The organism is Amycolatopsis nalaikhensis, from assembly GCF_030264295.1.
In the GTDB taxonomy this organism is placed as follows: Bacteria; Actinomycetota; Actinomycetes; order Mycobacteriales; family Pseudonocardiaceae; genus Amycolatopsis; species Amycolatopsis nalaikhensis.
Map to the genome: position 1 here is coordinate 8,570,064 of NZ_CP127173.1, position 23,645 is coordinate 8,593,708.

The following is a 23,645-nucleotide window of genomic DNA, read 5'->3' on the forward strand; positions in this document are numbered from 1 at the left end:
CCTCCGGGGACCTGAATGAGTCATTCAAGACGTCTGCCGGGGCGGGCCGGCGGCCCTCGCCGTCCCTACCGCCGCCGCAGCCGCGGCACGACCACCGCGCCCGCCGCCAGCACGAGGACGCCGCCGACGACGAACGGCAGCACCGGCACGTCGCCGGGGTCCGCGGCCGGGACGGCCCGCTCGCGGCCGCCGTAGCCGCCGCCCGCGCCGTCGCGGTCGTAGGCCGAGCCCGGCAGCTTGTCGGCGTACCGCTGGTGCAGGGCCGCGCGGTAGTCCGCGAGGGCGAGCTTCGTGCCCGCGGCCAGCCCGGTGACCGAGCCGTCGAGCACCGTCACGGAGTCGCCGTGCACCGCGTACCAGGCGTTGACCTGCGGCTCGTGCAGGAGATACCCACCGGCGGCGGCTTGGGCGTACTGGCGCTCGTAGTCGCCGGACGCGACGTTCACGACGGTCCAGGCCGCGCCCTGCCGCTCGGCCCACACGGTCGCCGGGGTGCCGTCGCCGGTCCGGGCCGGCACGGCGACGTAGGCGAGCGCGGCCGGGACGTCGGACTTCCCGGCGACGAACTCCGCCGTCGGCTCGTAGACCGGCACCTGCGTGCGCGGGTCGGCGGCGGCCGCGCGAGCCACGGCCGCGGGGTGCGCGCCGGGGAACTTCGTCGACGCCAGCCGGTCGAGCGTCGCCGCGCCGCCGGTGAGCTGCCCGATCGCGGCGGTGTCGGCCGCCGTCGGGGTGCCGGCGGGCCCGCTCGCCGCGTCCGCGGCCCCGGCCGTCATGAGCATCGCGGCGCCGGCCACCACGGCCGCGCCCAGCGCTTTCTTCAGCATGCTCATCCCTCGATCCCGTACAGCGTGTGGGTCCACTGGAACTGGCTGTTCGAGCGGTAGGTGTCGTAGTTCATCGAGTTGTAACGGCTGTTGCTGGGCCACGGGTCGCCGTATTCGACGCGGGTCGCGCCATTCGCGTTGTCGTAGCCGTAGAGCACGTGCATGTGACCACCACCGGAGCGCCAGCCGATGCGCGTGCCGATCGGCTGCCCGGCGTCGATCTGGTTCTTGATGGTGGTGAAGGAAAGGACCTGGCCGCCGGAGTTGTACGACCCGATGTTCGTGAAGCCGAGGTAGCGGAACACGCGTTGCTGGTCGGACAGGTACCCCTGCTGGTTCGAGCAGTCGCTGCCCGACTCGTTGTGCGCGATCTGGCAGAACCGGGTCTGGGTCAGGGAGTAGCCCCAGTAGTCGGCGATCGTGTTGCCGCTGGCGTCCCAGCACCACTGGTCCTTCTGCTGCGCCTGCATGGTGATGCCGACGTCGGACTGCGCCGCGGCGGCCGCGGCCGGCGCCTGCAGCGCGACGACGGCGGCGGCCGCGGCAGAGACCGCCGCGAGTCCACGTAGGACTCCTGAAGTGGTTTTCACGAAGTGGTCCTCCAGTCGGTGAAGAGGCGACCTGGTGGCACGGAATACTCCGCACGCGGCCGTCGTCCCGGTACCTACTTTGGGAGGATCACGTTGGGAGGGAACGGTTTCCGGCGGATCCCGGCATTTCCCGGGTGCCGGATTCCGGCATCGGCTCGCCGCCGCCGGACGGATTCCGGCGGCGGCGGGCCGGGTGGTCAGCCGATGGTCGTGGTGCCCAGGGTGGCGTCCTGGTCCGGCGGGTCGAGCGCCAGCTCGACGTCGAACTCGCCGAGGCTCGAGTCGGTGGCCACGTGCGTGGTCGCCGCGGCGTCGACGCTGCTGGTCGCCTCGCCCGCCGGGGTGCCGGCCGGGATGGTGAAGTCGACCTGGCCCTGCGCGGTGAACTTCAGCGTGCCCTCGGCGGGCACCGGCGTCTCCGGGATCGGGAAGCTCGACCGGGATGGCCACCGACTGGCCGCTGATCGCGACGTTCACCTTGGACTCGATGGTGCCCGAGATCTTGGTGGCCCCGACCAGGCGCAGGCCGTCGCCGGCGGCCTGCCCGGCGTCGACGTCGAGGCTGAAGGGCACCGAAACCGGCTCGCCCGCCGTGGCCGTCGCGGGGATGTCGGCCTTCACCACGACGCTGACCGTCTGGTCGCCGATGAGCGGGAACCCGCCCTTGTAGGTGAGCGTTTTCTCGGCCGCGGCGGCCGGTCCCGCGGAAACCACGGCGAGCGCGCCCGCCACCACGGCGGCCAGCGCCATTCCCAGGAATCGCTTTTTCCGGACAAGGGTTTCCGTCATGTCGGTCCTTTCGTCGTCGAATGGCGATTCGGATACTAGGTGGAAACTCTCCAACCGGCCATTGTGCGTTTTTGTTTCCCGGTTTTTTGTCATGCCGAGCCGAGGTATTCGTTCGCGTATTTGTCACGCACCGGCGAGAGCGGCGGTGTAGTGCCGGTGTAGCGGCGCCGAGCAAGGTCGTCCCGTCGATGCCGGGCCGATCGGGCCCGGCCCACTGAGGGAGACACCCATGCGCACGATCTACCAGGCGGCCGCGCTCTCGGCCGCCCTGCTCTTCGGCGGCGCGACCGTCGCCTCCGCCGCGACCGCCCCGCCGTCGGAGGTGTACTCGGAGGTCACCGCCGCCGACATCGCCGACCCGGGCGCGGTGATCACCGACTCGGCCGCCGACCTGACCGCCGCGCGGACGGCCAACCAGGCGATCGCCTGGTTCTCCAGCCGCAACGGCAGCACGGCCTACCAGGGCTACTGCGAGCGCGCGGTGCGCCTGGCCTGGAACCGCACGACCCACCACGCGAGCGCGATCGAGCACTGGCGCTCCTCCGACGGCGCCCGCCACACGACGGGCACGCCGCCGCGCGGCGCGTTCGTGTTCTGGAACATCTCCGCGTACGGCCACGTCGGCATCGCCGACGGCAACGGCGGGGTCTGGGCGACGAGCGTGAACGGCGCGATCGGCCACGCCCGCCAGGGCTACTTCAGCCACTACCTGGGCTGGAAGCCGGGCAACAGCAACTGACCGGGCCGGGCCGCCGGGCACGGGTGGGTGCCCGGCGGCCGCCTCGCGCGACGACGTCAGCCGCGCGCCGCGGCCGATGGGCTGCGCCGGCGTTGCGCCTGCTCCAGCAGCTCCAGGCCGGTCTTTTCGCCCTGCCGGTTGCCGGTTTCCCGGAACACCCGCAGCGCCCGGTCGCAGACCCCGCGCGCTTGCACCGGTTCGCCCGCCGCCAGCAGCGTCTGGCCGATGCCGAGCAACGCGTACGCGCTGCACCGCTCGTCGTCGAGGCCCTCGAGGATGCTCAGCGCCAGCCGCAGGCACGTCAGCGACTCCGGCAGCTGCCCGGTGTCCCGGTGCAAGGTGCCCAGTTCGGTCAGCACCTTCGCTTCCCGGTGCGGGTCCTCGATTTCCCGCGCCAGCTCGCGCGCTCGACTCAGCCACGTCTCCGCCTCGCCGAACTCCCCCAGCAACGCGTAGGTCGAGCCCAGCGAGTTGCGCATCTGCGCGACACCGCTGTGGTCACCCGCGCGGCCGAGGCCGTCGAGGGCCCGGCGGTAGAACCCGAGCGCGTCGCGCGGCCGGTCGCGGACCCGCGCGACGGTCCCCAGCCCGGCCACCGCCAGCGCCTCGCCGCGGACGTCGCCGAGGTCGGCGAACAACGCCGCCGAGCGTTCCATGTCGGCCACCGCCGCCGCGTATTCGTCGTGGTAGAGCCGGACTTGGCCGAGGCCGCGGTGCAGCACGGCCGCGCCCGCGCGGTCGCCCGCCGCCTCCGCCGCCGCGAGCGCCGTGAGGTGGCCGCGCCGCCAGTCGTCGTAGAGCCCGCGCAGGTCGTAGAACGGGACGGCGGCCGCGGTCAGCTGCCAGGCCAGCTCGGCCAGGCCCGCGTCGGCGGCGAGCGGGACCGCGGCCGCCAGCAGCCGCCGTTCCGCGGTGAACCAGCCGAGCGGGTCGGCGACCAGCCGGGTCAGCCCGGGTGGCAGCGGCGCCCCGAGCGCGGGCCCGGTCATCGCCCCGAACGCGGGTGGCAGACCCGCCGCGGCGGCTTTCGCCAACGCCAGCAACACCGACAGCACGCGGGCCAGGGTCTCCCGCCGCGTCGCGAGCGGCTCGGCGCCCAGCAGCTCCGCCGCGTAGCAGCGCAGCAGGTCGTGCAGCCGGTACCGCGGGTGGCCGCCGGAATCCAGGCCCGCCAAGGAAACCAGGTTCGCGTCGACGAGCACGTCGAGCACCTCGTGCGCCCCACCGCGGTCCAGCAGCGCGTCGACCACCCAGCTCGGGAAGTCCTGCGCGCCCAGTACCGCGGAGCGGCAGAACGCCGTCCTCGCCGAGGCGGGCAGCTGACGCAGGCTCAGCTCGAAGCTGGGCCGGACGCCGAGATCGCCGACGCGCAGCTCGCTCAGCCGGCTCGACTCGTCGGCGAGCCGGTCGTGCAGCGTGCGCAGGCTCCACGCCTGCCGCCCGGCCAGCCGCGCCCCGGCGATCCGGATCGCCAGCGGCAAGTACCCGCAGCAGCGCACGATGGCCGCGGCCTCCGCCGGTTCCCCGACGACGCGGTCCGCGCCCGCGACCCCGGCCAGCAGCCGCAAGGCGTCCGTCTCGCCGAACACCGGCAGCTCGACGTGCTTCGCGCCGGCCAGGTCGGGCAGCCTGCCGCGGGTCGTCACCAGCACCGCGCACCCGGCGTCGCCCGGCAGCAGCGGCCGGACCTGCGACGCGCTCGCGGCGTCGTCGAGCACCAGCAGCACGCGGCGGCCGGCCAGGCGGGACCGGAGGAGCGCTGCCCGCTGGTCCAGCCCGGCGGGCACGGCGTTCCCGGTGACGCCCAGCGCGTGCAGGAAGTCGGCGAGCACCTCGGCCGGGTCGCGCGGGGCGCCGGTCCCGGCGAGGTCGACGTACAGCTGGCCGTCGGGGAATTCGTCCGCGAGCCGGTGGGCGACGTGCATGGCCAGCGCCGACTTGCCGGTGCCCGGCGCGCCGGTGAGCACGACCGGCGCCGGGCCCAGTGCGGCCGCCAGCTCCCGGACGTGGTCCTCGCGGCCGGTGAAGTCGGGCAGGTCGGCGGGCAGCTGCCGCAGCGGCGCCGGGACGGCGACCGGTGACGGCCCGGGAAGCGGCTCCCCGGCCAGGATCGCGGCCTGCAGGGCCCGCAGTTCCGGCCCCGGTTCGACGCCGAGCTCGGTGACCAGCCGCTCGCGGGCCGTCGAATACGCCTGCAGTGCCTCGGCCCGGCGGCCCGCGCCGGTGAGCGCGAGCAGGTACTGCTGCCAAAGCCGTTCGCGGTAGGGGTGTTCGGCCAGGAGCACGGTCAGCTCGGCGATCGCGGTGTCGTGGCGGCCCAGGAGCACTTGCAGCGCAAGGCGTTCCTCGACGGCGGCGAGCCGGTTGTCGACGAGCCGCCCGAGCTCGGCGTCCCAGGCGGGCGCGGTCGGCAGGTCCTCCAGGGGATCACCGAGCCACATCGCTTCCGCTTCGGCCAGCAGTGTCAAGGCTTTCTCGGGCGAGCCGTCCTTCGCCGCCCGCTCGGCGTCGCCGACGAGCCGGGTGAAGCGGTGCGCGTCGACGTCGCCGGGGTCGACCGCCAGCGAGTACCCCGCGCCGTGCGTGCGGAGGGCGGCCCCGTCCGGCAGCAGCCGGCGCAGCCGCCACACGTACGTCTGCAGGTTGGCCGTGGCGGACGTCGGCGGGTCGGCCGGCCAGATCGTGTCGACCAGCTGGCCGGGCGGGACCATGCGGTTCGCGTTGAGCAGCAGGTGCGCCAGCAGAACCCGCTGCTTGGTCCCGCCCAGTGGCAGCGGACGGCCGCCGACCGTCACCGTCAGCGGTCCGAGCAGGTGAAACCGCACCTCAGGTCCCATCGCGCACCCCGTTCCGGCGGCCGCCCCAGGCGGCGCCCCAGCCGGGCGGACTGTATCCGGCGAGACGCGCCGCTTGTGGGTGGTTCGCCGACATTCGGGACACCGGCGCCGCGGACGTCACTCGTTTGCCGAACCGGCCTGATCGCGGGGGTGCGCCGATCGGCTCACGACGAAAGTCGTGTTTTGGATCAACCGACTATCGGCGGGTTTCGGGGATTCACCCACAGCGGTGACGGTAGGTGGGTCCCTGACCGCCCGTCACCGCGAGACCCCGGTCCGCGGCAGGAGGTTGATCCTAAAGTGCGTATCGCGCGAACCGGCGTAGTCGTCTCCGGTGTGTTGTTCTCGGCCCTGGCGGCCGCGGCGCCGTCCCTGGCCGCCCAGCCCGCCATCATCGACGGCGGCAACGCCGACTCGCTCCACTCCGCGGCCCGGATGTTCGCCGGTGGCCAGGAGATCTGCTCGGCGACGATCATCGCGCCGGACTGGGTCCTCACCGCCCGCCACTGCACCCAGGGCGCCGACGGCAAGCCGATCAGCTTCCACGTCGGCGACCTCGACCAGACCAAGGGCACCACCGTCAACGCCACCTCCGTGCACGAGGCGCCGGACGCGGACATCGCGCTGGTGCAGATCGACCAGCAGGTCGACACCGAGTACGCGCCGCTCGGGTCCGAGGGCGACGTCAAGGTCGGCGACCAGGCCGAGGTCTACGGCTGGGGCGCGACCTGCACCGACAAGCCCGAGATCGAGTGCCAGTCGCAGCTGCTGAAGGTCGCGAAGGTCAGCGTCACCTCGATCGACTGCCCGGACGGCGCGGCCGGGGTTTCGGTGTGCGCGAACCGCGGTGACGGCATCACCGCGGGCGGCGACTCCGGCGGCCCGATGTACGCCAACGGCAAGCAGGTCGGCGTCGCGTCCACGAGCGACCGCCAGTCCTACACCGCCTACATCAACATCACGAAGTACCGCGACTGGATCTCCTCCACCGCGGGCGTCTGAGCCCTTCCCCACCGCGCCCGCTGTGTCCACTGTGGACACGGCGGGCGCGGTGGCGCGGCGGGGAGTAGGGTCCCCGTTCCGTGGGTGAAGTCCTCGAAGCGCTCGCCTTGGCCGGGTCGATGACCTGGGAGATCCTGTGGGCCCTGATCCTCGGGTTCCTGCTGTCGGCCGTCGTGCAGGCGGTCGTGCGCAAGTCCACGATCGTGCGGCTGATGGGCGACGACCGGCCGCGCACGCTCGCCGTGGCGTCGCTGCTGGGTGCCGCGTCGTCGTCCTGCTCCTACGCCGCGGTCGCGCTGGCCCGCTCGCTCTTCCGGCGCGGCGCGCACTTCACCGCCGCGATGGCCTTCGAGATCGGCTCGACCAACCTTGTCGTCGAGCTGGGCATCATCCTGGCCCTGCTGATGGGCTGGCAGTTCACGGCGGCGGAGTTCGTCGGCGGGCCGATCATGATCGTGTTCCTCGCCGTGCTGTTCCGCCTCTTCGTCCGCCGGCAGCTGCTGGAGAAGGCCCGCGAGCAGGCCGAAAAGGGTGTCGCCGGGTCGATGGAGGGCCACGCGGCGATGGACATGTCCGTGCAGGGCCCGGGGACGTTCCGGCAGCGGCTGTTCTCGGCCGACGGGTTCACCTCGGTGGCGCACGTGTTCGTCATGGAGTGGGCGGCGATCCTGCGCGACCTGGTGATCGGGCTGCTGATCGCGGGCGCGGTCGGCGCGTGGGTGCCCGAGTCGTGGTGGCGGGCGTTGTTCTTCACCGACCACCCGGTCGCGTCGGCGGTGTGGGGCCCGATCATCGGCCCGGTGGTGGCGATCCTGGCGTTCGTCTGCTCGATCGGCAACGTGCCGCTCGCCGCGGTGCTGTGGAACGGCGGCATCAGCTTCGGCGGCGTCGTGTCCTTCATCTTCGCCGACCTGCTGATCCTGCCGATCCTGAACATCTACCGGAAGTACTACGGCGTCCGCATGACGCTGGTGCTGCTCGGCACGTTCTACGCCGCGATGGTCGGCGCGGGGTACGTCGTGGAACTGCTCTTCGGCACCGCGGGCCTGATCCCGGCCGAGCGCTCGGCGACGGTGATGCGGGAAGGCGTGTCGTGGAACTACACGACGTGGCTGAACATCGCGTTCCTGCTCCTCGCGGCGGCGTTGGTGACGCGCTTCGTCCGCACCGGCGGTGTCGGCATGCTCCGCATGATGGGCGGCTCGCCCGACCGTGCCTAGCCTTCCCGGGGCCGGGCGGCGACCGGCGCCGTCCGCAGGTCACCGAGCAGCTCGATCTGGCCGCTGAGCACCTCGGTCAGGATCTTCCTGGCCACCGCGAGCAGCTCGGCGACGTCGGCGCTGGTCAGCGAGTAGTGGACGGCCGAGCCTTCCTTGCGGGTGGCGACCAGCCCGGCCCGGCGCAGCACGGCGAGGTGCTGGGACAGGTTCGCCGGTTCGATCCCGATCTCCGGCAGCAGCTCCGAGACGGCGTGCTCCCGTTCGCTGAGCAGCTCCAGGATCCGGATCCGGGCCGGGTGCCCGAGCGTCTTGAAGAACTCGGCCTTGACCTGGTACAGCGGCCTGCTCACGGGCGCCCCTCCCCGCCGTGCCGTCCGATGGTGCGCATGCGCTGATCCTGCCGTGTCCCCCGGCCGGCCGCGCGGCCCGCTCCCCGGCGGGCTCAGGCCGAGCACTGCCGCGGGATCGCGACGTCGAGGTCGACCCACGTCGTCGCGTCGATCCCGTGGCGGCGGGCGAGGTCGAACAGCTCCTCGAGCCGGGCGGCGTGCAGGTCGCAGGCGTAGTCTTCGCCGCCTTCCCGCGCCGCGGCGAGCTCGGTGTAGACGACGCCGACGCGGCCCCGCAAGGTCTTCTCGAATTCCTTCACGGCCGATCACCCTCCCGCCGCAGCCCTACGGACTTGCTAACATTCGCAATTGCTGAAGAGCTTACACCGACGGGCCGCCGGCCTCTGCCCCAGGAGAAAGGGTGCCGCTGTGACCGAGTTCGTCCTCGCGGTCGCGGGTCACCGGGCCGCCCGGGTCCACGAGACCGCCCGGCTGCTCACCGCCTTCACCGCACTCGAGGCCGTCGCCGTCCCGGTGCCGCCGGACCCGGCCGGGCTGACTGCGGCCGTCCGGGCGCTGGCGGCGGACGCGGTGTTCCTCACCGGAACCGACCGCGACCAGGCCCGCGCGACCCAGCTCGCCCTGGCCGGGGAAGTCTCGGTGCTCACCGAGGAGGACACGCTCGCGATCGCGATCGCGGCGGCGGTCCGGGTCGCGCTCCACCGGCGTGACCGGACCCCGGCCGACGCCCGGGTGCTCATCGCCGGGCCGTCCGCCGCGCCCCTGCTCGTCCCCGTGCTGGTCGCCGCGGGCACGGCCGACATCATGCTGTGGCACCCGGCCGACGCGGCGGCGTTCCCGCTGACCCGGGTCGCCCGTGACGTGGACGTCGTGGTCGACCTGCTGGGCGGCCACGATCCCGGCCCGGGCCCGGCGGTGGTGACACCCGGCGACCCGGTCGCGCCGCTGCTGGCGCTGCCGGGGCTGCTGCGGGCCGGGCTGCCCGCAGCAGATCTGCAGGCCCACCTCGACGTGCATGCGGCCTGCGCCCATGCGCTGGCCAGTCTCACCCCGATCGACCGGCTGCTGCCGGACCCGGGCGATCCCGACCTGGCCACCCGAGTCGCCGACGCCGTCGCCGAAACCCAGCGTCGCTAGATCCGCAGGCCTGCCGAGCCCGATCTCGCCACCCGGGCCCGCCGGAGATCCCCAAACCGTGCACGCGGCCTGCGTCCACGCACTCGCCGGGCAACCTTGCCTTTCCGGCGAGAGTGAGTGTACAGTCACTCACATGACGAAGCGCGGTGCCACTCTCTCCACCTCCGACGCCCGGCGGGACGCCGTCGTCGAGGCGGCCATCGCCGAGTTCGCCCGCGGCGGCTACCACAGCACGCCGATCAGCGCCGTGGCCGCCAAGGCCGACATCTCCCCCGCCTACGTCTTCAAGTTGTTCCCCAGCAAGGTTTCCCTGTTCGTGGCCGCGCTCGACCGGTGTTACGAGCTGGTCGTACACGCCCTCTCGAACGGCGCCGCCCGCACTGGGGACGCCGACCCCGAAAAGATCCTCCACGAGATGGGCGGCGCCTACGCCGAGCTCATCGCCGACCGGAACCTGCTCCTGCTGCAGGTGCACGCCCAGTCCGCCGTCGACACCCCGGAGGTCGCCGACGCCGTGCGGCGCGGGCTCGCCAAGGTGACCGAGTTCGCCCGGTCGCGCTCCGGCGCCGAGGGCGACCAGGTGCAGCGGTTCATCGCCTACGGCCAGCTCTGCCACCTGATCGCGACCCTCGACCTCGACGAGCACGCCGGCGAGTGGGCAGCCGTCCTCTCCGCCGGGATCCGCCACCCTGGCAAGAACTGACGCGGGCCCCGTCCAGGGGCCGCTTTTCGCGCCCATCGAGTGATTGATCAGTCACTCACGATCGGAAGGAACCACCATGACCACCACCGAAATCGTCCTCCCGGGCATCGTCGAGCCCGACGGCCTGCGCGTCGAGCACCGCGAGCTGCCGCGGCCGGGCGCGGGGGAAGCCCTCATCCGCGTCGAGGCCACCGGCGTCTCGTTCGCCGAACAGCAGATGCGGCGCGGGAAGTACTACGACCAGCCGCCGTTCCCGTTCGTGCCCGGCTACGACGTCGTCGGCACCGTGCTCGAAGCCGACGACCCCACGCTGGCCGGGCGCCGGGTGGCCGCGTTGACGAAGACCGGCGGCTGGCGCAGCCACGTCGTGCTGCCCGCCGCCGACCTCGTCCCGGTGCCGGACGGGCTCGACGCCGCCGAAGCCGAGACGTTCGTCGTCAACGGCATCACGGCCTGGCAGATGCTGCACCGCAGCGCCCGCGTCCGCCGCGGCGGCACGATCCTGGTCCACGGCGCGAACGGCGGCGTCGGCACGACCCTCGTCCAGCTCGCCCGCGCGGCGGGGATTTCGGTGATCGGCACGGCGTCGGCCCGGAACCAGGACGTCGTGACGGCGCTCGGCGCCACCGCCGTCGACTACCGCGGCGACGTCCCGGCCCGGGTGCGCGAACTGGCACCCGCCGGGGTCGACGCGGTCTTCGACCACGTCGGCGGCCCCGGCATCGTCGACTCGTTCCGGCTGCTCGCTCCCGGCGGCACGCTGGTCGCCTACGGCAGCGCGTCCACAAAGGACGACCCGGGCAACTCCCGGCTGCCGGTGCTGAAGCTGCTCGCACGGCTGCTGTGGTGGAACGCGCTGCCGAACCGGCGCCGGGCGCACTTCTACAACGTCTGGGGCGGCAAGCGGAACCTCCCCCGCTTCCGCGCCCGCCTGGCCGAGGACCTGACCGCGGTCTTCGGCCTGGCGGCGTGCGGCACCCTGCAGCCGCAGGTGGCCGCACGCCTCCCGCTCACCGAAGCCGCGAAAGCCCTCACCCTGGCCGAATCCGGCACTGTCACGGGCAAAGTCGTGCTGGTCCCGTGAAGTCAGTCGGTGCCGAACTCCATCGCGGCGCTGTCGAGCAGCGCGTCGTTGCCCGCCTTGCCGCGCGAGGCGATGGCTTCCGCGCCGCCCTCGGGCATCGCGCCGATCAGGCCGGTCGACGCCGCCTGGGCGGCCCCGATCAGCTTCGGGTGCGAGTTGCCGCCGACCATGCCGAGGCTGGCGTACTGCTCCAGCTTGGCCCGCGAGTCCGCGATGTCGAGGTTGCGCATGGTCAGCTGGCCGATCCGGTCGACCGGGCCGAACGCCGAGTCCTCGGTGCGCTCCATCGACAGCTTGTCCGGGTGGTAGCTGAACGCCGGGCCCTGCGTGTCGAGGATGGAGTAGTCCTCGCCGCGGCGCAGCCGCAGCGTCACCTCGCCGGTGACCGCGGTGCCGACCCAGCGCTGCAGCGACTCGCGCAGCATCATGGCCTGCGGGTCGAGCCAGCGGCCTTCGTACATGAGGCGGCCGAGGCGGCGGCCTTCGTTGTGGTAGCTGGCGAGGGTGTCCTCGTTGTGGATGGCGTTGACGAGCCGCTCGTAGGCGGCGTGCAGCAGCGCCATGCCGGGCGCCTCGTAGATGCCGCGGCTCTTGGCCTCGATGATGCGGTTCTCGATCTGGTCGGACATGCCGAGCCCGTGCCGGCCGCCGATGGCGTTGGCCTCCAGGACGAGATCGACGGCGGTGGCGAACTCCTTGCCGTTGATCGTCACCGGGCGGCCCTGCTCGAAGCCGATCGTGACGTCTTCGGGCGCGATCTCGACCTCGGGGTCCCAGAACGCCACGCCCATGATCGGCTTGACGATCTCGATGCCGGTGTCCAGGTGCTCCAGCGACTTGGCCTCGTGGGTGGCACCCCAGATGTTGGCGTCGGTCGAGTAGGCCTTCTCGGTGCTGTCCCGGTAGGGCAGGTCGTGCGCGAGCAGCCACTCCGACATCTCCTTGCGGCCGCCGAGCTCGGTGACGAAGTCCGCGTCGAGCCACGGCTTGTAGATCCGCAGGGAGGGGTTGGCCAGCAGGCCGTAGCGGTAGAACCGCTCGATGTCGTTGCCCTTGAAGGTCGAGCCGTCACCCCAGATCTGGACGTCGTCCTCGAGCATGGCGCGCACCAGCAGCGTGCCGGTGACCGCGCGCCCGAGCGGGGTGGTGTTGAAGTAGCTGCGGCCGCCGGAGCGGATGTGGAAGGCGCCGCAGGTCAGCGCGGCGAGCCCCTCTTCGACGAGGGCTTCCCGGCAGTCGACCAGCCGCGCGAGCTCGGCGCCGTACTGGGTGGCGCGCCCGGGCACCGACGCGATGTCGGGCTCGTCGTACTGGCCGATGTCGGCGGTGTAGGTGCAGGGCACCGCGCCCTTGTCGCGCATCCACGCGACCGCTATGGAAGTGTCGAGGCCACCGGAGAAGGCGATACCGACACGCTCGCCGACGGGCAGGGAAGTGAGCACCTTGGACATGCGAATGATTATGCACGCCGATGCATCACCGTGCAATCCGGGGTGCCCGGCGTCACGGAAACCCCGTTGACGTGCGTGGTTCGGTGATCACATGGGCCGGATGCACGCCGACGAGCACGCCATCGACACCACTCTCGTCCGGCGGCTGGTGCGCGGGCAGTTCCCGCTATGGGCGGACCTGCCGGTCACGCCCCTCGCTTCGGGCGGCACCGTCAACGCGGTGTACCGCCTCGGCGACAGCCTGACCGTCCGGCTTCCCCTGACCGCGGGCGGCGCCGGTGACCTGGCGAAGGAAGCCCGGATCCTCACCGCGCTCGACGGGCTGCCGGTCGCGGTGCCGGCCGTCGTCGCGCTCGGCGAACCCGCCGAGGGTTACCCGTGGGCGTGGGCGGTGCACGGCTGGCTCGACGGCTCACCGGCGCTGGAAGGCCGGGACGCACCGGCGCGCGACCTGGCGGCGTTCGTGCGTGCCCTGCGGGCGCTCCCGGCGGACGGTCCCCCGACCCGCCGCGGGAAGCCGCTGTCGGACGTGGACACGGCCACCCGCCGGGCGATCGAGGAGCTGCGCCGCACCGACGAGCCGTTCGACGCGGCGGCGGCCCTCGCCGCCTGGGCCGAGGCGCTCGAAGCTCCACAGTGGACAGGAGCGCCGAGCTGGGTGCACGCGGACCTGATGCCGAGCAACCTGCTGCTCCGCGACGGCCGCCTGAGCGGTGTCCTCGACTGGGCGACAGCCGGGGTCGGCGATCCGGCGTGCGACCTGATCCCCGCGTGGAACCTGCTGACCGCCGACACCCGGCACACCTTCCGCGAGGCCGTCGGAGCCGACGACGCGACTTGGGCGCGCGGCCGCGGCCGGGCCTTGTCGATGGCCGTGATCCAGCTGCCGTACTACCGGCACACCAACCCGGTCATCTCGGGCAACGCCCGGCACGTGCTCACGGAGCTGGGCTGCCGCCCGGCTCGGGGCGGCGGGGCCCGTCTTGAATGAGTCATTCAGGACCTCCGAAGACCTGAATGACTCATTCAAGACGCTCGGCGAGCCGCCCGGCTCCGTGAGCACGCCGGATCAGCTCGGCAGCAGCGCCGGGGCCGCGAGGCGGGTGGCGTTCGCCGCCGCGTCGTCCGGTGCTTCCTGGGCCGAGCGCTCCGCCTCCACCCGGGCGAGGTAGTTCGCGACCTCCCGGTCGGTCCGGTGGGAGTCCCAGCCCAGCAGCGGGGCCATCAGCTCCGCCACCACCGGGGCCGCCGCCACCCCGCGGTCGCGTTCCTCGATCGAGATCCGCGTCCGCCGGGTGAGCACGTCCTCCAGGTGCAGCGCACCCTCGTGGGAAACCGCGTAGACCGCCTCCACCCGCAGGTACTCCGACGTCTCCGTGATCGGCGACGCCAGGGAAGGCTCGTCGCGGATGAGGTCCACGAGGTTCCAGATCCGCGTCCCGTACCGCCGCAGCAGGTGCTCGACGCGCACCAGCGGCAGCCCGGTCCGCGACGCGAGCCCGAACCGGTCCTCCCACAGCTCGTGGTAGCCGTCCGCGCCGACGATCGGGAGCCGGTCGGTCCACGACGGCGGGGCCGGGCGGCCCAGCTCCTCGACCACGACGTCGACCGCGTCCGCGGCCATCACCCGGTACGTCGTGTACTTGCCGCCCGCCACGATCACCAGGCCCGGCACCGGGTGCGCCACGGCGTGCTCCCGCGACAGCTTCGTCGTCGCGGCCGCCTTCGCCGCCAGCAGCGGGCGAAGCCCCGCGTACACGCCCTCGATGTCGTCGTGCGTCACCGGCGTCTTGAGCACGGCGTTGAGGTGCTCCAGCACGTAGTCGACGTCCGCGCGGCTCGCCGCCGGGTGTTCGCGGTCGAGGTCCCACTCGGTGTCGGTGGTGCCGACGATCCAGTGCCGTCCCCACGGGATGACGAACAGCACGCTCTTCTCGGTGCGCAGGATCAGCCCGGTGTCGAGGTCGATCTTCTCCCGCGGGACCACCAGGTGGATGCCCTTGGACGCGCGGACGGTGAACGGCGCCGGGATCCCCGCCGCCTCCGCCATGTCGTCGCTCCAGACACCCGTCGCGGCGACCACCGTTTTCGCGCGCACCTCGATTTCGGCGCCGCTCTCGCGGTCGACGACCTTCGCGCCGACGACCCGCTCGCCGTCACGCAGCAGCGACGTCACACGCGCCCGCGTCAGCACCGAAGCGCCTTGTTCGGCCGCCGTCCGCGCGATCGTCATCGTGTGGCGGGCGTCGTCGACCTGGGCGTCGTAGTACTGGATCGCGCCGATCAGCGCGTCGTCGGCCAGGCCGGGTGCCACCTTGGCCGCGCCGCGCTTGGACAGGTGCCGGTGCCGCGGCAGGGCCCGCGCCCCGCCGAGCGTGTCGTACAGCGTGACCCCGGCGCCGATGTACCCGCGTTCCCACACCCGGTGCCGCAGCGGCACCAGGAACTTCACCGGCCGCACCAGGTGCGGGGCGAGCTTCTGCAGCAGCAGCCCGCGCTCCTTCAGCGCTTCCCGCACCAACTTGAAGTCCAGCTGCTCCAGGTAGCGCAGCCCGCCGTGGATGAGCTTCGACGACCGGCTGGACGTCCCGGCGGCGAAGTCCCGCGCCTCCACCAACGCGGTCGACAGCCCGCGCGACGCCGCGTCGAGCGCGACGCCCGCGCCGGTCACTCCCCCGCCGACGACCAGCACGTCGACCTCCTCGTTCACCAGCTTCCGCAAGGTGTCCGCGCGGTAGGACGGGGAAAGCGGTGTCACGGTGTTCCTCCTCATGGTCATTGCACGTCGACCCAGTCGAGCGTGCGGCCGACGGCCTTCTGCCAGCCCGCGTAGCCCTCGGCGCGCTGCTCGCCGGTCCACGTCGGCGCCCAGCGCTTGTCCTCGTTCCAGTTCTGCTCCAGCTCGTCGGTCGACTTCCAGAAGCCGACGGCCAGCCCGGCCGCGTAGGCCGCGCCCAGCGCGGTCGTCTCCGCGACGACCGGCTTCGACACCGGGACGCCGAGGATGTCCGCCTGCAGCTGCATGCACAGCTCGTTGGCGGTCACGCCGCCGTCCACCCGCAACACGTCCAGCGTCACGCCCGAGTCGTTCTGCATGGCCTCGACGACGTCGCGGGTCTGGTAGCAGATCGCCTCCAGCGTCGCCCGCGCGATGTGCGCGTTCGTCGTGGCGCGGGTGAGCCCGACGATCGCGCCGCGCGCGTCCGAGCGCCAGTACGGCGCGAACAGGCCGGAGAACGCCGGGACGAAGTAGACGCCGCCGTTGTCCTCGACCTGGCGGGCCAGGCTCTCGCTCTGGGCCGCGCCGCTGATGATGCCGAGCTGGTCACGCAGCCACTGCACGGCCGAACCGGTGACGGCGATCGAGCCCTCCAGCGCGTAGACCGGCTTCTGGTCGCCGAACTGGTAGCAGAGCGTCGTCAGCAGGCCGTGCTTCGAGCGGACCAGCTCGTGGCCGGTGTTGAGCAGCAGGAAGTTGCCGGTGCCGTAGGTGTTCTTGGCCTCGCCGGGCCGGAAGCAGACCTGCCCGACGGTGGCCGCCTGCTGGTCGCCGAGGACGCCGGTGAGCGCGACCTCGCCGCCGAGCGGGCCGTCGGCGCGGGTGGTGCCGAAGAAGCCGGGGTTCGACGACGGCCGGATCGCCGGCAGCATCTGCTTCGGGATGTTGAAGAACGACAGCAGTTCGTCGTCCCAGTCGAGGGTTTCGAGGTCCATCAGCATCGTGCGCGACGCGTTGGTCGGGTCGGTGACGTGCACGCCGCCGTCCGGGCCGCCGGTGAGGTTCCAGATGAGCCACGAGTCGGTGGTGCCGAAGAGCGCGTCGCCCTTCTCCGCGTCCTCGCGCACACCGTCGACGTTTTCGAGGATCCACTGCAGCTTGCCGCCGGAGAAGTACGTCGCGGGCGGGAGCCCGGCCTTGCGGCGGATGACGTCGCCCTTGCCCTCGCGCTCCAGCGCCGAGGCGATCCGGTCGGTGCGGGTGTCCTGCCAGACGATCGCGTTGTAGTACGGGCGCCCGGTGCGGCGGTTCCACACGACGGTGGTCTCGCGCTGGTTGGTGATGCCGAGCGCGGCCAAGTCACTGTGTGCCAGGTTCGCCTTGTTGAGCGCGGTCGCGATGACCGAGCGGGTGCGTTCCCAGATCTCGGTGGCGTCGTGCTCGACCCAGCCCGGCTTGGGCAGGATCTGCTCGTGCTCGAGCTGGTGGCGGGCGATTTCGTTGCCGCCGTGGTCGAAGATCATGAAGCGGGTGCTGGTGGTGCCCTGGTCGACGGCGCCTACGTAGTCCGGCATGGTCGTTCTCCTGAAGTCAGTTGGCGGGCTCGAAGTCCTTGGCGGGCATGGCGTCCAGCGGCTCCCCGGCGGGCAGGTACCGCTCGATGAAGAACTTGTAGATCGCGCCGCCGATCACCGCGCCGATCACCGGGGCCACGATCGGGATCCACCAGTAGGGGAAGCCGTATTGATCGGACCAGGCCGTGTCGTAGCCGGTCAGCCAGGAGGCGAAGCGCGGGCCGAAGTCGCGGGCGGGGTTGATCGCGTAGCCGGCGTCGGTGCCCCAGGCCATGCCGATCGCGACGACGAGGAAGCCGACGACGACCGGGGCGAGGTTCGCGCCCGGCGAGGTGTTGCGGAGGTCGGTGATGGCGAAGATCACCAGGACGAGGATCGCGGTGCCGATGATCTGGTCGCGGAAGGCGCCCCAGTCACCCACCGGAAGCGTGCCGTTACCCGGAAGGGTGGAGAACACACCCTGCGTCTTGATCGTGAGGCCGGGGTCCTTGGCGTTGAGCACCTCGGTGTAGTTCCAGCGCACCAGCAGCGCGGCGAGGAACGCGCCGGCGGTCTGGGCCAGGGCGTACGGGGCGACCTTGCGCCACTCGAAGCCCTTGAACACCGCGAGCGCCACGGTGACCGCGGGGTTCAGGTGCGCGCCGCTGATCCGCGAAGCGACGTAGACACCGAGCGTGACGCCGAATCCCCAGGCCCAGGCGATGCTGTCGTGGTCCCCGATGCCCGCGGCGACGACCTGCGCCACCACCCCGCACCCGAACAGGATGAGGATCATCGTCCCCACGAACTCGGCGGCCATCTCGCCGACGAGCCCGTGGGCCTTGAGGTTTCGCACCATTGCTTCCTCCACAAAGGACCGTTCATTCCCCCGGTGGGTGAAAGCTAGGTTCGCCCGGCGGGGCGGTCAACGGACGCCGGTCGGCATTGTCGAACGGCCGAAGTGGATGTTCGACATTGTCGAATCAGGGCCGGTCGGGTTAGGTTGGCGCCGTGCCCGGTCCGATCCAGTCCATCGAGCGCGCCGCCGCGATCCTGCGGTTGCTGGCGCGCGGCTCCGGCCGTCTCGGCGTCGGCGAAATCGCCGAGTCCCTCGAACTGGCGAAGGGCACCGCGCACGGGATCCTGCGCACGCTGCAGGGCGTCGGGTTCGTCGAGCAGGACCGCGACACGGGCAAGTACCAGCTCGGCGCGGCGCTGCTGCACCTGGGCACGAGCTACCTCGACGTCAACGAGCTGCGGTCCCGGGCCATCAACTGGGCCGACGCGCTGGCCGCCCGCAGCGGCGAGGCCGTCCGGATCGGCGCGCCGCTGGAAGGCCGGGTGCTGGTGGTGCACCACGTGTTCCGGCCGGACGACAGCCTGCAGACCCTCGACGTCGGCACGCTGCTGCCGCTGCACGCGACGGCGCTCGGGAAAGTGCTGCTGGCCTACGACACGACTCTCGTGGCATCGTTGCGCACCGGCGAACCGGAGGCGTACACGCGCCGGACCCTGGTCACCCAGACGGCGATCAAGCGCGCCTGCGGCAAGGTGCGCGAGGCCGGCTGGGCGGTGGAGAACGGCGAGATGATCTCCGGCGAGGCTGGGATCGCGGCCCCGATCCGCGGGCACGGCGGCATCGTGGTCGGCGCGATCGGGGTGTCCGGCCCGGTGGAGCGCATCTGCGAGCCGGACGGCGGCCCGAGCCCCCGGCTGCTGGGCCACGTGCGCGACGCGGCGCGCGCGGTCTCCCGTGACCTCGGCGCGTCCCGGTGGTGAAGGGAGGACGATGGTCCAGCGGTACGTGATGTCCATCGACCAGGGCACCACCTCCACCCGGTGCATCCTGTTCGACGCCCGCGGCCGGCTCGTCTCGGTCGTGCAGCGCGAGCACCAGCAGCACTTCCCCCGGCCCGGCTGGGTGGAGCACGACGCCGTCGAGATCTGGCGGAACCTGTCGCGGATCGTGCCGCAGGCCCTGACCGACGCCGGCGTCACCGCGGACCAGGTCGTCGGGCTCGGGATCGCGAACCAGCGCGAGACGACCGTGCTGTGGGACCGGCACACCGGCAACCCAATCGGGCGGGCGATCGTCTGGCAGGACACCCGCACCGACGCCATGCTCGAACAGCTGGCGCGCGAGCCCGGCGCCGACCGCGTCCGCCAGTTGTGCGGCCTCCCGCTGGCGACGTACTTCTCCGCGCCCCGCATCCGCTGGCTGCTGGAACGCACCCCCGGCCTGCGAGAACGAGCCGAACGCGGCGACGTGCTGTTCGGCACGATCGAGAGCTGGCTGATCTGGAACCTCACCGGCGGCGCCGAGGGCGGCGTGCACGTCACCGACGTCACCAACGCCTCGCGCACGATGCTGATGAACCTGCGCACGCTGTCGTGGGACACCGAGCTGCTGGACTTCTTCGACGTCCCGCGCGCGATGCTGCCGGAGATCCGCTCGTCGACGGAGGTGTACGGCACGACGTCCCGCGTGGTCCCCGGCATCCGGATCGCGGCGGCGCTCGGCGACCAGCAGGCGGCGCTGTTCGGCCAGACTTGCTTCGCGCCCGGCGAGGCGAAGTGCACGTACGGCACCGGCAGCTTCCTGCTGCTCAACACGGGTTCGACGCCAGTGCTGTCCACGCACGGCATGCTGACGACGGTCGGGTTCAAGATCGGCGACGAGCCGGCGGTGTACGCCCTCGAAGGGTCGATCGCCGTCACCGGGTCGCTGGTGCAGTGGTTCCGCGACGGCCTCGAGCTGATCGGCAGCGCGCCCGAGATCGAGACCCTCGCCCGCACGGTCGAGGACAACGGCGGCTGCTACATCGTGCCCGCGTTCTCCGGCCTGTTCGCGCCGCACTGGCACAGCGAGGCGCGCGGGGTGATCGCGGGGCTGACGTCGTACATCACCAAGGGCCACCTGGCGCGGGCCGTGCTGGAGGCGACCGGCTGGCAGACGCGCGAGGTGGTCGACGCGATGAACGCGGACTCCGGGCTCGCGCTGTCGTCGCTGAAGGTCGACGGCGGGATGACCGCGGACAACCTGCTGATGCAGTTCATCGCCGACGTCCTCGACGTGCCGGTGGTCCGCCCGATGGTGGCGGAGACGGTGTCGCTGGGCGCGGCGTACGCGGCGGGCTTGTCGGTCGGCTACTGGCCGGACCTGGAGGGGCTGCGGCGCAACTGGCACCGGGCCGGGCAATGGCTGCCGGCGATGGACCCGGCCCGTCGAGACAGCGAGTACGGGCACTGGCGCCAGGCGGTGGAGCTGACGTTCGGCTGGATGCGCCCGGGCCCGACGGCGGCCGCGCCGGGGTCGGACCTGGTGGAGGTGCTGCTGGCCGACCACCGCCGGTTCGAGCAGTTGCTGCGCGACCTGCGCAACGCGGAGGCGGACCGCCCGGCGCTGGTCGCGGAGCTGGCGGCGTTGCTGGTCGCCCACGCGACGGCGACCGAGCGGATCGTCCGGCCTTCGGTGTCCGGCGAGCCGTTCGCCGACGACCTGTTGGCGGTCCTGGAAGCCGAGGACTTCGAGAAGGCGTTGCTGCGCCTGGAGAACGTCGTCGACGCGCACGTGCGCGGTGAAGAGCGCGGGCTGCTGAACGAGCTGCGGCGGTCGATGTCCACTTCGGACCGGACGGGGCTGGGTCGTGCGTTCGTCGCGGAACGGCGTCGCCAGCTCGACCTCGATTGCGGGTCGGCCGAGCACATCCGCGAGCTGGGCGACCGGCTGACGCTCTAGAGGTAGCCGGGGAACGGTTCCGCGCCGAGGAAAACCGCGCCCGCGCCGTCGTACATGCCTTCGTTGAGGAAGGCGTGTTGCGGAACCACGGCCGCGTCGCGGAGGTGGCGCTGCAGGGGGTGGTCGGCCGCGATCGCCGCCGTGCCGCCGAGTTCGTAGGCCGCTTTGACGACGTCGAAGCCGACGTGAGCGGCGTGTGCGGCGGCCAGGCGGAGCAGGCTGACCTGTTCTGGCTGGGGCGTTGTCGCCAAAGCCGTCTCGTAGACCTCCTCGGTGGCTTCGTAGAAGAAAGCCCTTACTGAACGGAGCTTCTGCTTCGGCTTTCGCGAAGGCGGTGCGGGCGTAAGGGCGGCCGGCCACTCCTTCGCGCCGGGCGGCTTCGTCGAGGGCGGCGCGGGCGAGGCCGAGGGTGACGACGGCGAGGGCTTGGGAGGCGAAGGCGAGGGTCGGGTAGCGGTAGAGGGGCTCGTCGATGGTGGGGCGACCGCCGCGGACGAAGGTCCAGTCGGCGGGGACGAAGACGTCGTCGACGCGGAGGTCGTGGCTGCCGGTGCCGCGCAGGCCGAGGGCGTCCCAGGTGTCGAGGACGTCGACCTGCGCGGCGGGCAGGACGGCGGTGCGCGGGCGGCCGGAGCCGCCGGTCCCGATGCCGACGCCGAGGTAGTCGGCGGCTCGGCAGCCGCTCGCGAGGCGCCATCGCCCGCGGACGCGGAAGCCGTCCGGGACTTCCTCGGCGGGTTGTACCGGGAACAGTGCGCCCGCGAAGACGAGGTCGGGGCCATCGGCGTAGAGCTGCGCTTGGGTGTCCGGCGGCAGGGCGGCGAGGTAGACGCCCGAGGAGCCGAAGCTGGCGACCCAGCCCGCGGAGCCGTCCACTTCGGACAGCCGTTCGACCATCCGCAGGAACTCGGCGGGCGGGAGGGCATCGCCGCCGAAGCACTTCGGGGTGGTGGCCCGGTAGAACCCGGCACGCCGGAATAGGTCGACGACGTCCGGCGGGATGTGCCGGAGCCGGGTGAAGTCCTCGGCCCGTCGGGCGACGACGGCCAGAGCTTCGTCGAAAGCGGGCGATGTCCCCCAGGTACGCGCCATGGGCCCAGCGTAGGCGGCCCGGCAAGGATGGAGGACGGTTCCGGCCAAGCGCCCCAAGGCGGCCTTGGTTGCGTCCCACGCACCGAAGGCCGCCTTGGGTGCGTCTCACGCACCGAAGGCCACATTGGGGCGCTTGAGTCCGGACCCTCAGACCCGGGTTGGGCGACTGCTCTCCCGCACCACCAACTCCGCCGCGACCATCTCCCGCACCGGACTGGGCGAGCCGTCGATGCGGGCCGTCACCAGGGCGAGCGTCTGGCGGCCCGCCGCGACGAAGTCCTGCCGCACAGTCGTCAACGGTGGCGCGAAGTAAGCCGCCTCCGGGACGTCGTCGAAACCCACCACGTGCGCGTCGCGGGGCACCCGCATCCCCGCCTCCGTGAACGCCGCCAGGAGGCCCAGCGCCATGTGGTCGTTCGCCGTGAACACCGCGCACACCCCCGCCTCCACCGCCAGGGACTGCCCCGCTCGATACCCCGACCGGGCCGACCAATCGCCCCGGACCACCGGTGGCACCTCGGCCCCGTAGCGCTCCAACGTCTCGCGCCAGCCCAGTTCGCGGGCGCGGGCGATCGGGCCGTCCTCGGGGCCGCCCACGTGCCAGACCGTCGGGTGGCCCATGTCCATCAAGTGTTCCGTCGCGCGCCGGGCGCCTTCGTACTGGTCCGCCGAAGCCGCCGGGACCAGCGGGATCCCCGGCACTGGTGGCGGCGACGCGGCCAGGTGCGGGTCCAGCACCACGATCCCCGCCACGCCCTGCAGCCGCAGCCCCGCCGCCGCGGCCGCCAGAGCCGCCTCGCCGCGGCCCGGGACGCTGAACACGCTCAGCCCGTAACCCGCTTCCCGGGCCGCCGCGCGGAGGCCGTGCAAGACCGGGCCCGCGGCCGTCGAACCCGTCGCTATCACGCCGAGCGTGCCCCGCCGAACCATGATCCGATGTTAGCGATCACACCCGCAGACGTGAACTTCCTTCACTTTCCATAAATAACGAACGAATAACGGCCCCTCAGGACGCGGTGACCGAATAGCTGTTCGCCGCGAAGTTCAGCCCACCGGCCGACGACGTGATCTCGAAGCCGAACTGGACTTCGCCGAGGGTCACGTCACCGAACCAGCCTCGGGCGCGGATCCAGTTCAGCACCGCCAGGACGTCGACCGTGCCCGCGTTCGTGTTCGACGTGCGCACGAACGAGAACACCGCGTTCGACCCGTTCGATCCTTTGTAGACGTCCCAGGTGTGGCCGCCGACCGTCGCCGTCGTCTGCTGGGTGCCGAGCGGGCCGACCGCGCCCTGCTTGTTCATCCACAGCATGGTTTCGTAGGCGTTGTTGTCCGCCCAGATGTCGTACGCCGTCTCGTACGCGCCACTGCCGGGGCGGCTGACGTTGAAGCTGCTCGACACCTTTCCGAGCGCGCTCAGCTTCTTGCCGACGTTCTTCGCCGAATGCGGGTACGACTTCACGCCACCGGTGTTCGGCTGATCCGACCAGACACCCCAGTTGGAATACGAATTCGCCCAGATGGTCTGCGGGCCCGCCCCGCTGCCCCAGACATCGTTGCGGATCGTGTACCCGCCATTGGACCAGGTCGCCCATTTGTCCGAAGACGACCACGTCGCGGCGGTTGCCACGCCGGATAATCCGACCACAGAAGCGGCCACAGTCAAGGAAACCACGAGGGAACGCACGACTTTACGCATGGGGAAGGCCTCCACGGTGAGGGATTCACCAGCACTATGGCCGCCCCGTTACCACCCGGTCAAGCAATTCGAGAACTTCGAAAAAAAGGGGCTTTCCCCGCGAACGAGGAAAGC

23 protein-coding genes and 1 pseudogene are annotated in these 23,645 nt (G+C 72.0%); 10 read left to right on the plus strand and 14 right to left on the minus strand.

Features of this window, described 5'->3' with window-relative positions; all coding sequences use genetic code 11:
* Positions 1–65 precede the first annotated feature (65 nt).
* From QP939_RS41605 to QP939_RS52035, 4 genes and pseudogenes are all read right to left on the minus strand, one after another.
* Complete coding sequence (locus QP939_RS41605) at positions 66–833, minus strand: hypothetical protein (RefSeq protein WP_285452130.1); 768 nt, start codon at positions 831–833, stop codon at positions 66–68.
* Entirely contained in the window at positions 830–1,417 is a 588-nt protein-coding gene (locus QP939_RS41610) for a papain-like cysteine protease family protein (protein ID WP_285452131.1), read from the minus strand. Before QP939_RS41610 ends, QP939_RS41605 begins: the two co-directional genes overlap by 4 nt.
* Positions 1,418–1,614: 197 nt before the next feature.
* Complete coding sequence (locus QP939_RS41615) at positions 1,615–1,827, minus strand: hypothetical protein (RefSeq protein WP_285452132.1); 213 nt, start codon at positions 1,825–1,827, stop codon at positions 1,615–1,617.
* Between the two features lie 88 nt (positions 1,828–1,915).
* Positions 1,916–2,299 (minus strand): annotated as a pseudogene (locus QP939_RS52035) (hypothetical protein); the annotation flags it as partial.
* Positions 2,300–2,435: 136 nt separating this feature from the next.
* Between QP939_RS52035 and QP939_RS41625 the strand changes: the two are divergent.
* Complete coding sequence (locus QP939_RS41625) at positions 2,436–2,945, plus strand: hypothetical protein (RefSeq protein WP_285452134.1); 510 nt, start codon at positions 2,436–2,438, stop codon at positions 2,943–2,945.
* A 56-nt stretch (positions 2,946–3,001) separates the two neighbouring features.
* Here QP939_RS41625 and QP939_RS41630 read toward each other — a convergent pair whose 3' ends face one another.
* Complete coding sequence (locus QP939_RS41630; RefSeq protein WP_285452135.1) at positions 3,002–5,782, minus strand: AfsR/SARP family transcriptional regulator; 2,781 nt, start codon at positions 5,780–5,782, stop codon at positions 3,002–3,004.
* A 300-nt stretch (positions 5,783–6,082) separates the two neighbouring features.
* Here QP939_RS41630 and QP939_RS41635 point away from each other — a divergent pair, with 300 nt between their 5' ends.
* Both QP939_RS41635 and QP939_RS41640 read left to right on the plus strand, forming a co-directional pair.
* Positions 6,083–6,784, plus strand: a complete 702-nt coding sequence (locus tag QP939_RS41635) for a S1 family peptidase (RefSeq protein WP_285452137.1) — start codon at positions 6,083–6,085, stop codon at positions 6,782–6,784.
* 80 nt (positions 6,785–6,864) lie between these two features.
* Positions 6,865–8,004 carry a permease gene (locus tag QP939_RS41640; protein ID WP_285452138.1) on the plus strand — a complete coding sequence of 380 codons (1,140 nt, stop codon included), beginning with the start codon at positions 6,865–6,867 and terminating at the stop codon, positions 8,002–8,004.
* Here the strand turns inward: QP939_RS41640 and QP939_RS41645 are convergent.
* Both QP939_RS41645 and QP939_RS41650 read right to left on the minus strand, forming a co-directional pair.
* Positions 8,001–8,354 (minus strand): ArsR/SmtB family transcription factor, encoded by a 354-nt coding sequence (locus tag QP939_RS41645; RefSeq protein ID WP_285452139.1) that lies wholly within the window; start codon positions 8,352–8,354, stop codon positions 8,001–8,003. The genes QP939_RS41640 and QP939_RS41645 overlap by 4 nt on opposite strands.
* A 92-nt stretch (positions 8,355–8,446) precedes the next feature.
* Positions 8,447–8,653 carry a hypothetical protein gene (locus QP939_RS41650; protein ID WP_285452140.1) on the minus strand — a complete coding sequence of 69 codons (207 nt, stop codon included), beginning with the start codon at positions 8,651–8,653 and terminating at the stop codon, positions 8,447–8,449.
* Positions 8,654–8,762: 109 nt separating this feature from the next.
* Between QP939_RS41650 and QP939_RS41655 the strand changes: the two genes are divergently transcribed.
* From QP939_RS41655 to QP939_RS41665, 3 genes are all read left to right on the plus strand, one after another.
* The gene (locus QP939_RS41655) at positions 8,763–9,491 is read left to right on the plus strand and encodes a hypothetical protein (RefSeq protein WP_285452142.1); all 729 of its coding nucleotides are present in this window, start codon (positions 8,763–8,765) and stop codon (positions 9,489–9,491) included.
* 133 nt (positions 9,492–9,624) lie between these two features.
* Positions 9,625–10,194, plus strand: coding sequence for a TetR/AcrR family transcriptional regulator (locus QP939_RS41660; protein WP_285452144.1), 570 nt, complete (start codon positions 9,625–9,627; stop codon positions 10,192–10,194).
* A 76-nt stretch (positions 10,195–10,270) separates the two neighbouring features.
* Entirely contained in the window at positions 10,271–11,278 is a 1,008-nt protein-coding gene (locus QP939_RS41665; RefSeq protein ID WP_285452146.1) for a medium chain dehydrogenase/reductase family protein, read from the plus strand.
* A gap of 2 nt (positions 11,279–11,280) precedes the next feature.
* Here QP939_RS41665 and argG read toward each other — a convergent pair whose 3' ends face one another.
* Complete coding sequence (gene argG / locus QP939_RS41670; protein WP_285452148.1) at positions 11,281–12,729, minus strand: argininosuccinate synthase; 1,449 nt, start codon at positions 12,727–12,729, stop codon at positions 11,281–11,283.
* A gap of 91 nt (positions 12,730–12,820) precedes the next feature.
* Between argG and QP939_RS41675 the strand changes: the two genes are divergently transcribed.
* Entirely contained in the window at positions 12,821–13,720 is a 900-nt protein-coding gene (locus QP939_RS41675) for an aminoglycoside phosphotransferase family protein (RefSeq protein WP_285452149.1), read from the plus strand.
* Between the two features lie 78 nt (positions 13,721–13,798).
* Here the strand turns inward: QP939_RS41675 and glpD are convergent, their stop codons facing one another.
* The 3 genes from glpD to QP939_RS41690 are packed head-to-tail and all read right to left on the minus strand — an operon-like array spanning position 13,799 to position 17,860.
* Positions 13,799–15,502: a glycerol-3-phosphate dehydrogenase gene (gene glpD, locus QP939_RS41680; protein WP_285452150.1), complete on the minus strand. Its 1,704-nt coding sequence runs from the start codon at positions 15,500–15,502 to the stop codon at positions 13,799–13,801.
* Between the two features lie 2 nt (positions 15,503–15,504).
* Complete coding sequence (glpK, locus tag QP939_RS41685) at positions 15,505–17,022, minus strand: glycerol kinase GlpK (RefSeq protein ID WP_285452152.1); 1,518 nt, start codon at positions 17,020–17,022, stop codon at positions 15,505–15,507.
* 16 nt (positions 17,023–17,038) lie between these two features.
* Complete coding sequence (locus QP939_RS41690; RefSeq protein ID WP_285452153.1) at positions 17,039–17,860, minus strand: MIP/aquaporin family protein; 822 nt, start codon at positions 17,858–17,860, stop codon at positions 17,039–17,041.
* A 152-nt stretch (positions 17,861–18,012) separates the two neighbouring features.
* On the opposite strand from QP939_RS41690, the gene QP939_RS41695 reads away from it, so the two are divergent.
* Positions 18,013–18,780 carry an IclR family transcriptional regulator gene (locus QP939_RS41695; RefSeq protein ID WP_285452154.1) on the plus strand — a complete coding sequence of 256 codons (768 nt, stop codon included), beginning with the start codon at positions 18,013–18,015 and terminating at the stop codon, positions 18,778–18,780.
* Positions 18,781–18,790: 10 nt separating this feature from the next.
* Positions 18,791–20,740 carry a glycerol kinase GlpK gene (gene glpK, locus QP939_RS41700; RefSeq protein WP_285452155.1) on the plus strand — a complete coding sequence of 650 codons (1,950 nt, stop codon included), beginning with the start codon at positions 18,791–18,793 and terminating at the stop codon, positions 20,738–20,740.
* On the opposite strand, the gene QP939_RS41705 is transcribed toward glpK (QP939_RS41700), so the two are convergent.
* Positions 20,737–20,991: an acyl-CoA dehydrogenase family protein gene (locus QP939_RS41705; protein ID WP_285452156.1), complete on the minus strand. Its 255-nt coding sequence runs from the start codon at positions 20,989–20,991 to the stop codon at positions 20,737–20,739. The genes glpK (QP939_RS41700) and QP939_RS41705 overlap by 4 nt on opposite strands.
* 289 nt (positions 20,992–21,280) lie before the next feature.
* Between QP939_RS41705 and QP939_RS41710 the strand changes: the two genes are divergently transcribed.
* Positions 21,281–21,721 carry a hypothetical protein gene (locus QP939_RS41710; protein ID WP_285452157.1) on the plus strand — a complete coding sequence of 147 codons (441 nt, stop codon included), beginning with the start codon at positions 21,281–21,283 and terminating at the stop codon, positions 21,719–21,721.
* Between the two features lie 258 nt (positions 21,722–21,979).
* Here QP939_RS41710 and QP939_RS41715 read toward each other — a convergent pair whose 3' ends face one another.
* Complete coding sequence (locus QP939_RS41715) at positions 21,980–22,762, minus strand: substrate-binding domain-containing protein (RefSeq protein WP_285452159.1); 783 nt, start codon at positions 22,760–22,762, stop codon at positions 21,980–21,982.
* Between the two features lie 76 nt (positions 22,763–22,838).
* A complete protein-coding gene (locus QP939_RS41720; RefSeq protein ID WP_285452160.1) occupies positions 22,839–23,531 on the minus strand; it encodes a glycoside hydrolase family 12 protein in 693 nt (230 codons plus the stop codon).
* Positions 23,532–23,645 lie beyond the last annotated feature (114 nt).

Coding starts and splice junctions, on each gene's coding strand:
- QP939_RS41605 (WP_285452130.1), bottom strand. CDS start 833: ATGAGCATGCTGAAGAAAGCGCTGGGCGCGGCCGTGGTGGCCGGCGCC.
- QP939_RS41625 (WP_285452134.1), top strand. CDS start 2,436: ATGCGCACGATCTACCAGGCGGCCGCGCTCTCGGCCGCCCTGCTCTTC.
- QP939_RS41630 (WP_285452135.1), bottom strand. CDS start 5,782: ATGGGACCTGAGGTGCGGTTTCACCTGCTCGGACCGCTGACGGTGACG.
- QP939_RS41660 (WP_285452144.1), top strand. CDS start 9,625: ATGACGAAGCGCGGTGCCACTCTCTCCACCTCCGACGCCCGGCGGGAC.
- QP939_RS41665 (WP_285452146.1), top strand. CDS start 10,271: ATGACCACCACCGAAATCGTCCTCCCGGGCATCGTCGAGCCCGACGGC.
- argG (WP_285452148.1), bottom strand. CDS start 12,729: ATGTCCAAGGTGCTCACTTCCCTGCCCGTCGGCGAGCGTGTCGGTATC.
- QP939_RS41675 (WP_285452149.1), top strand. CDS start 12,821: ATGGGCCGGATGCACGCCGACGAGCACGCCATCGACACCACTCTCGTC.
- glpD (WP_285452150.1), bottom strand. CDS start 15,502: ATGAGGAGGAACACCGTGACACCGCTTTCCCCGTCCTACCGCGCGGAC.
- glpK (WP_285452152.1), bottom strand. CDS start 17,022: ATGCCGGACTACGTAGGCGCCGTCGACCAGGGCACCACCAGCACCCGC.
- QP939_RS41690 (WP_285452153.1), bottom strand. CDS start 17,860: ATGGTGCGAAACCTCAAGGCCCACGGGCTCGTCGGCGAGATGGCCGCC.
- glpK (WP_285452155.1), top strand. CDS start 18,791: ATGGTCCAGCGGTACGTGATGTCCATCGACCAGGGCACCACCTCCACC.
- QP939_RS41715 (WP_285452159.1), bottom strand. CDS start 22,762: ATGGTTCGGCGGGGCACGCTCGGCGTGATAGCGACGGGTTCGACGGCC.
- QP939_RS41720 (WP_285452160.1), bottom strand. CDS start 23,531: ATGCGTAAAGTCGTGCGTTCCCTCGTGGTTTCCTTGACTGTGGCCGCT.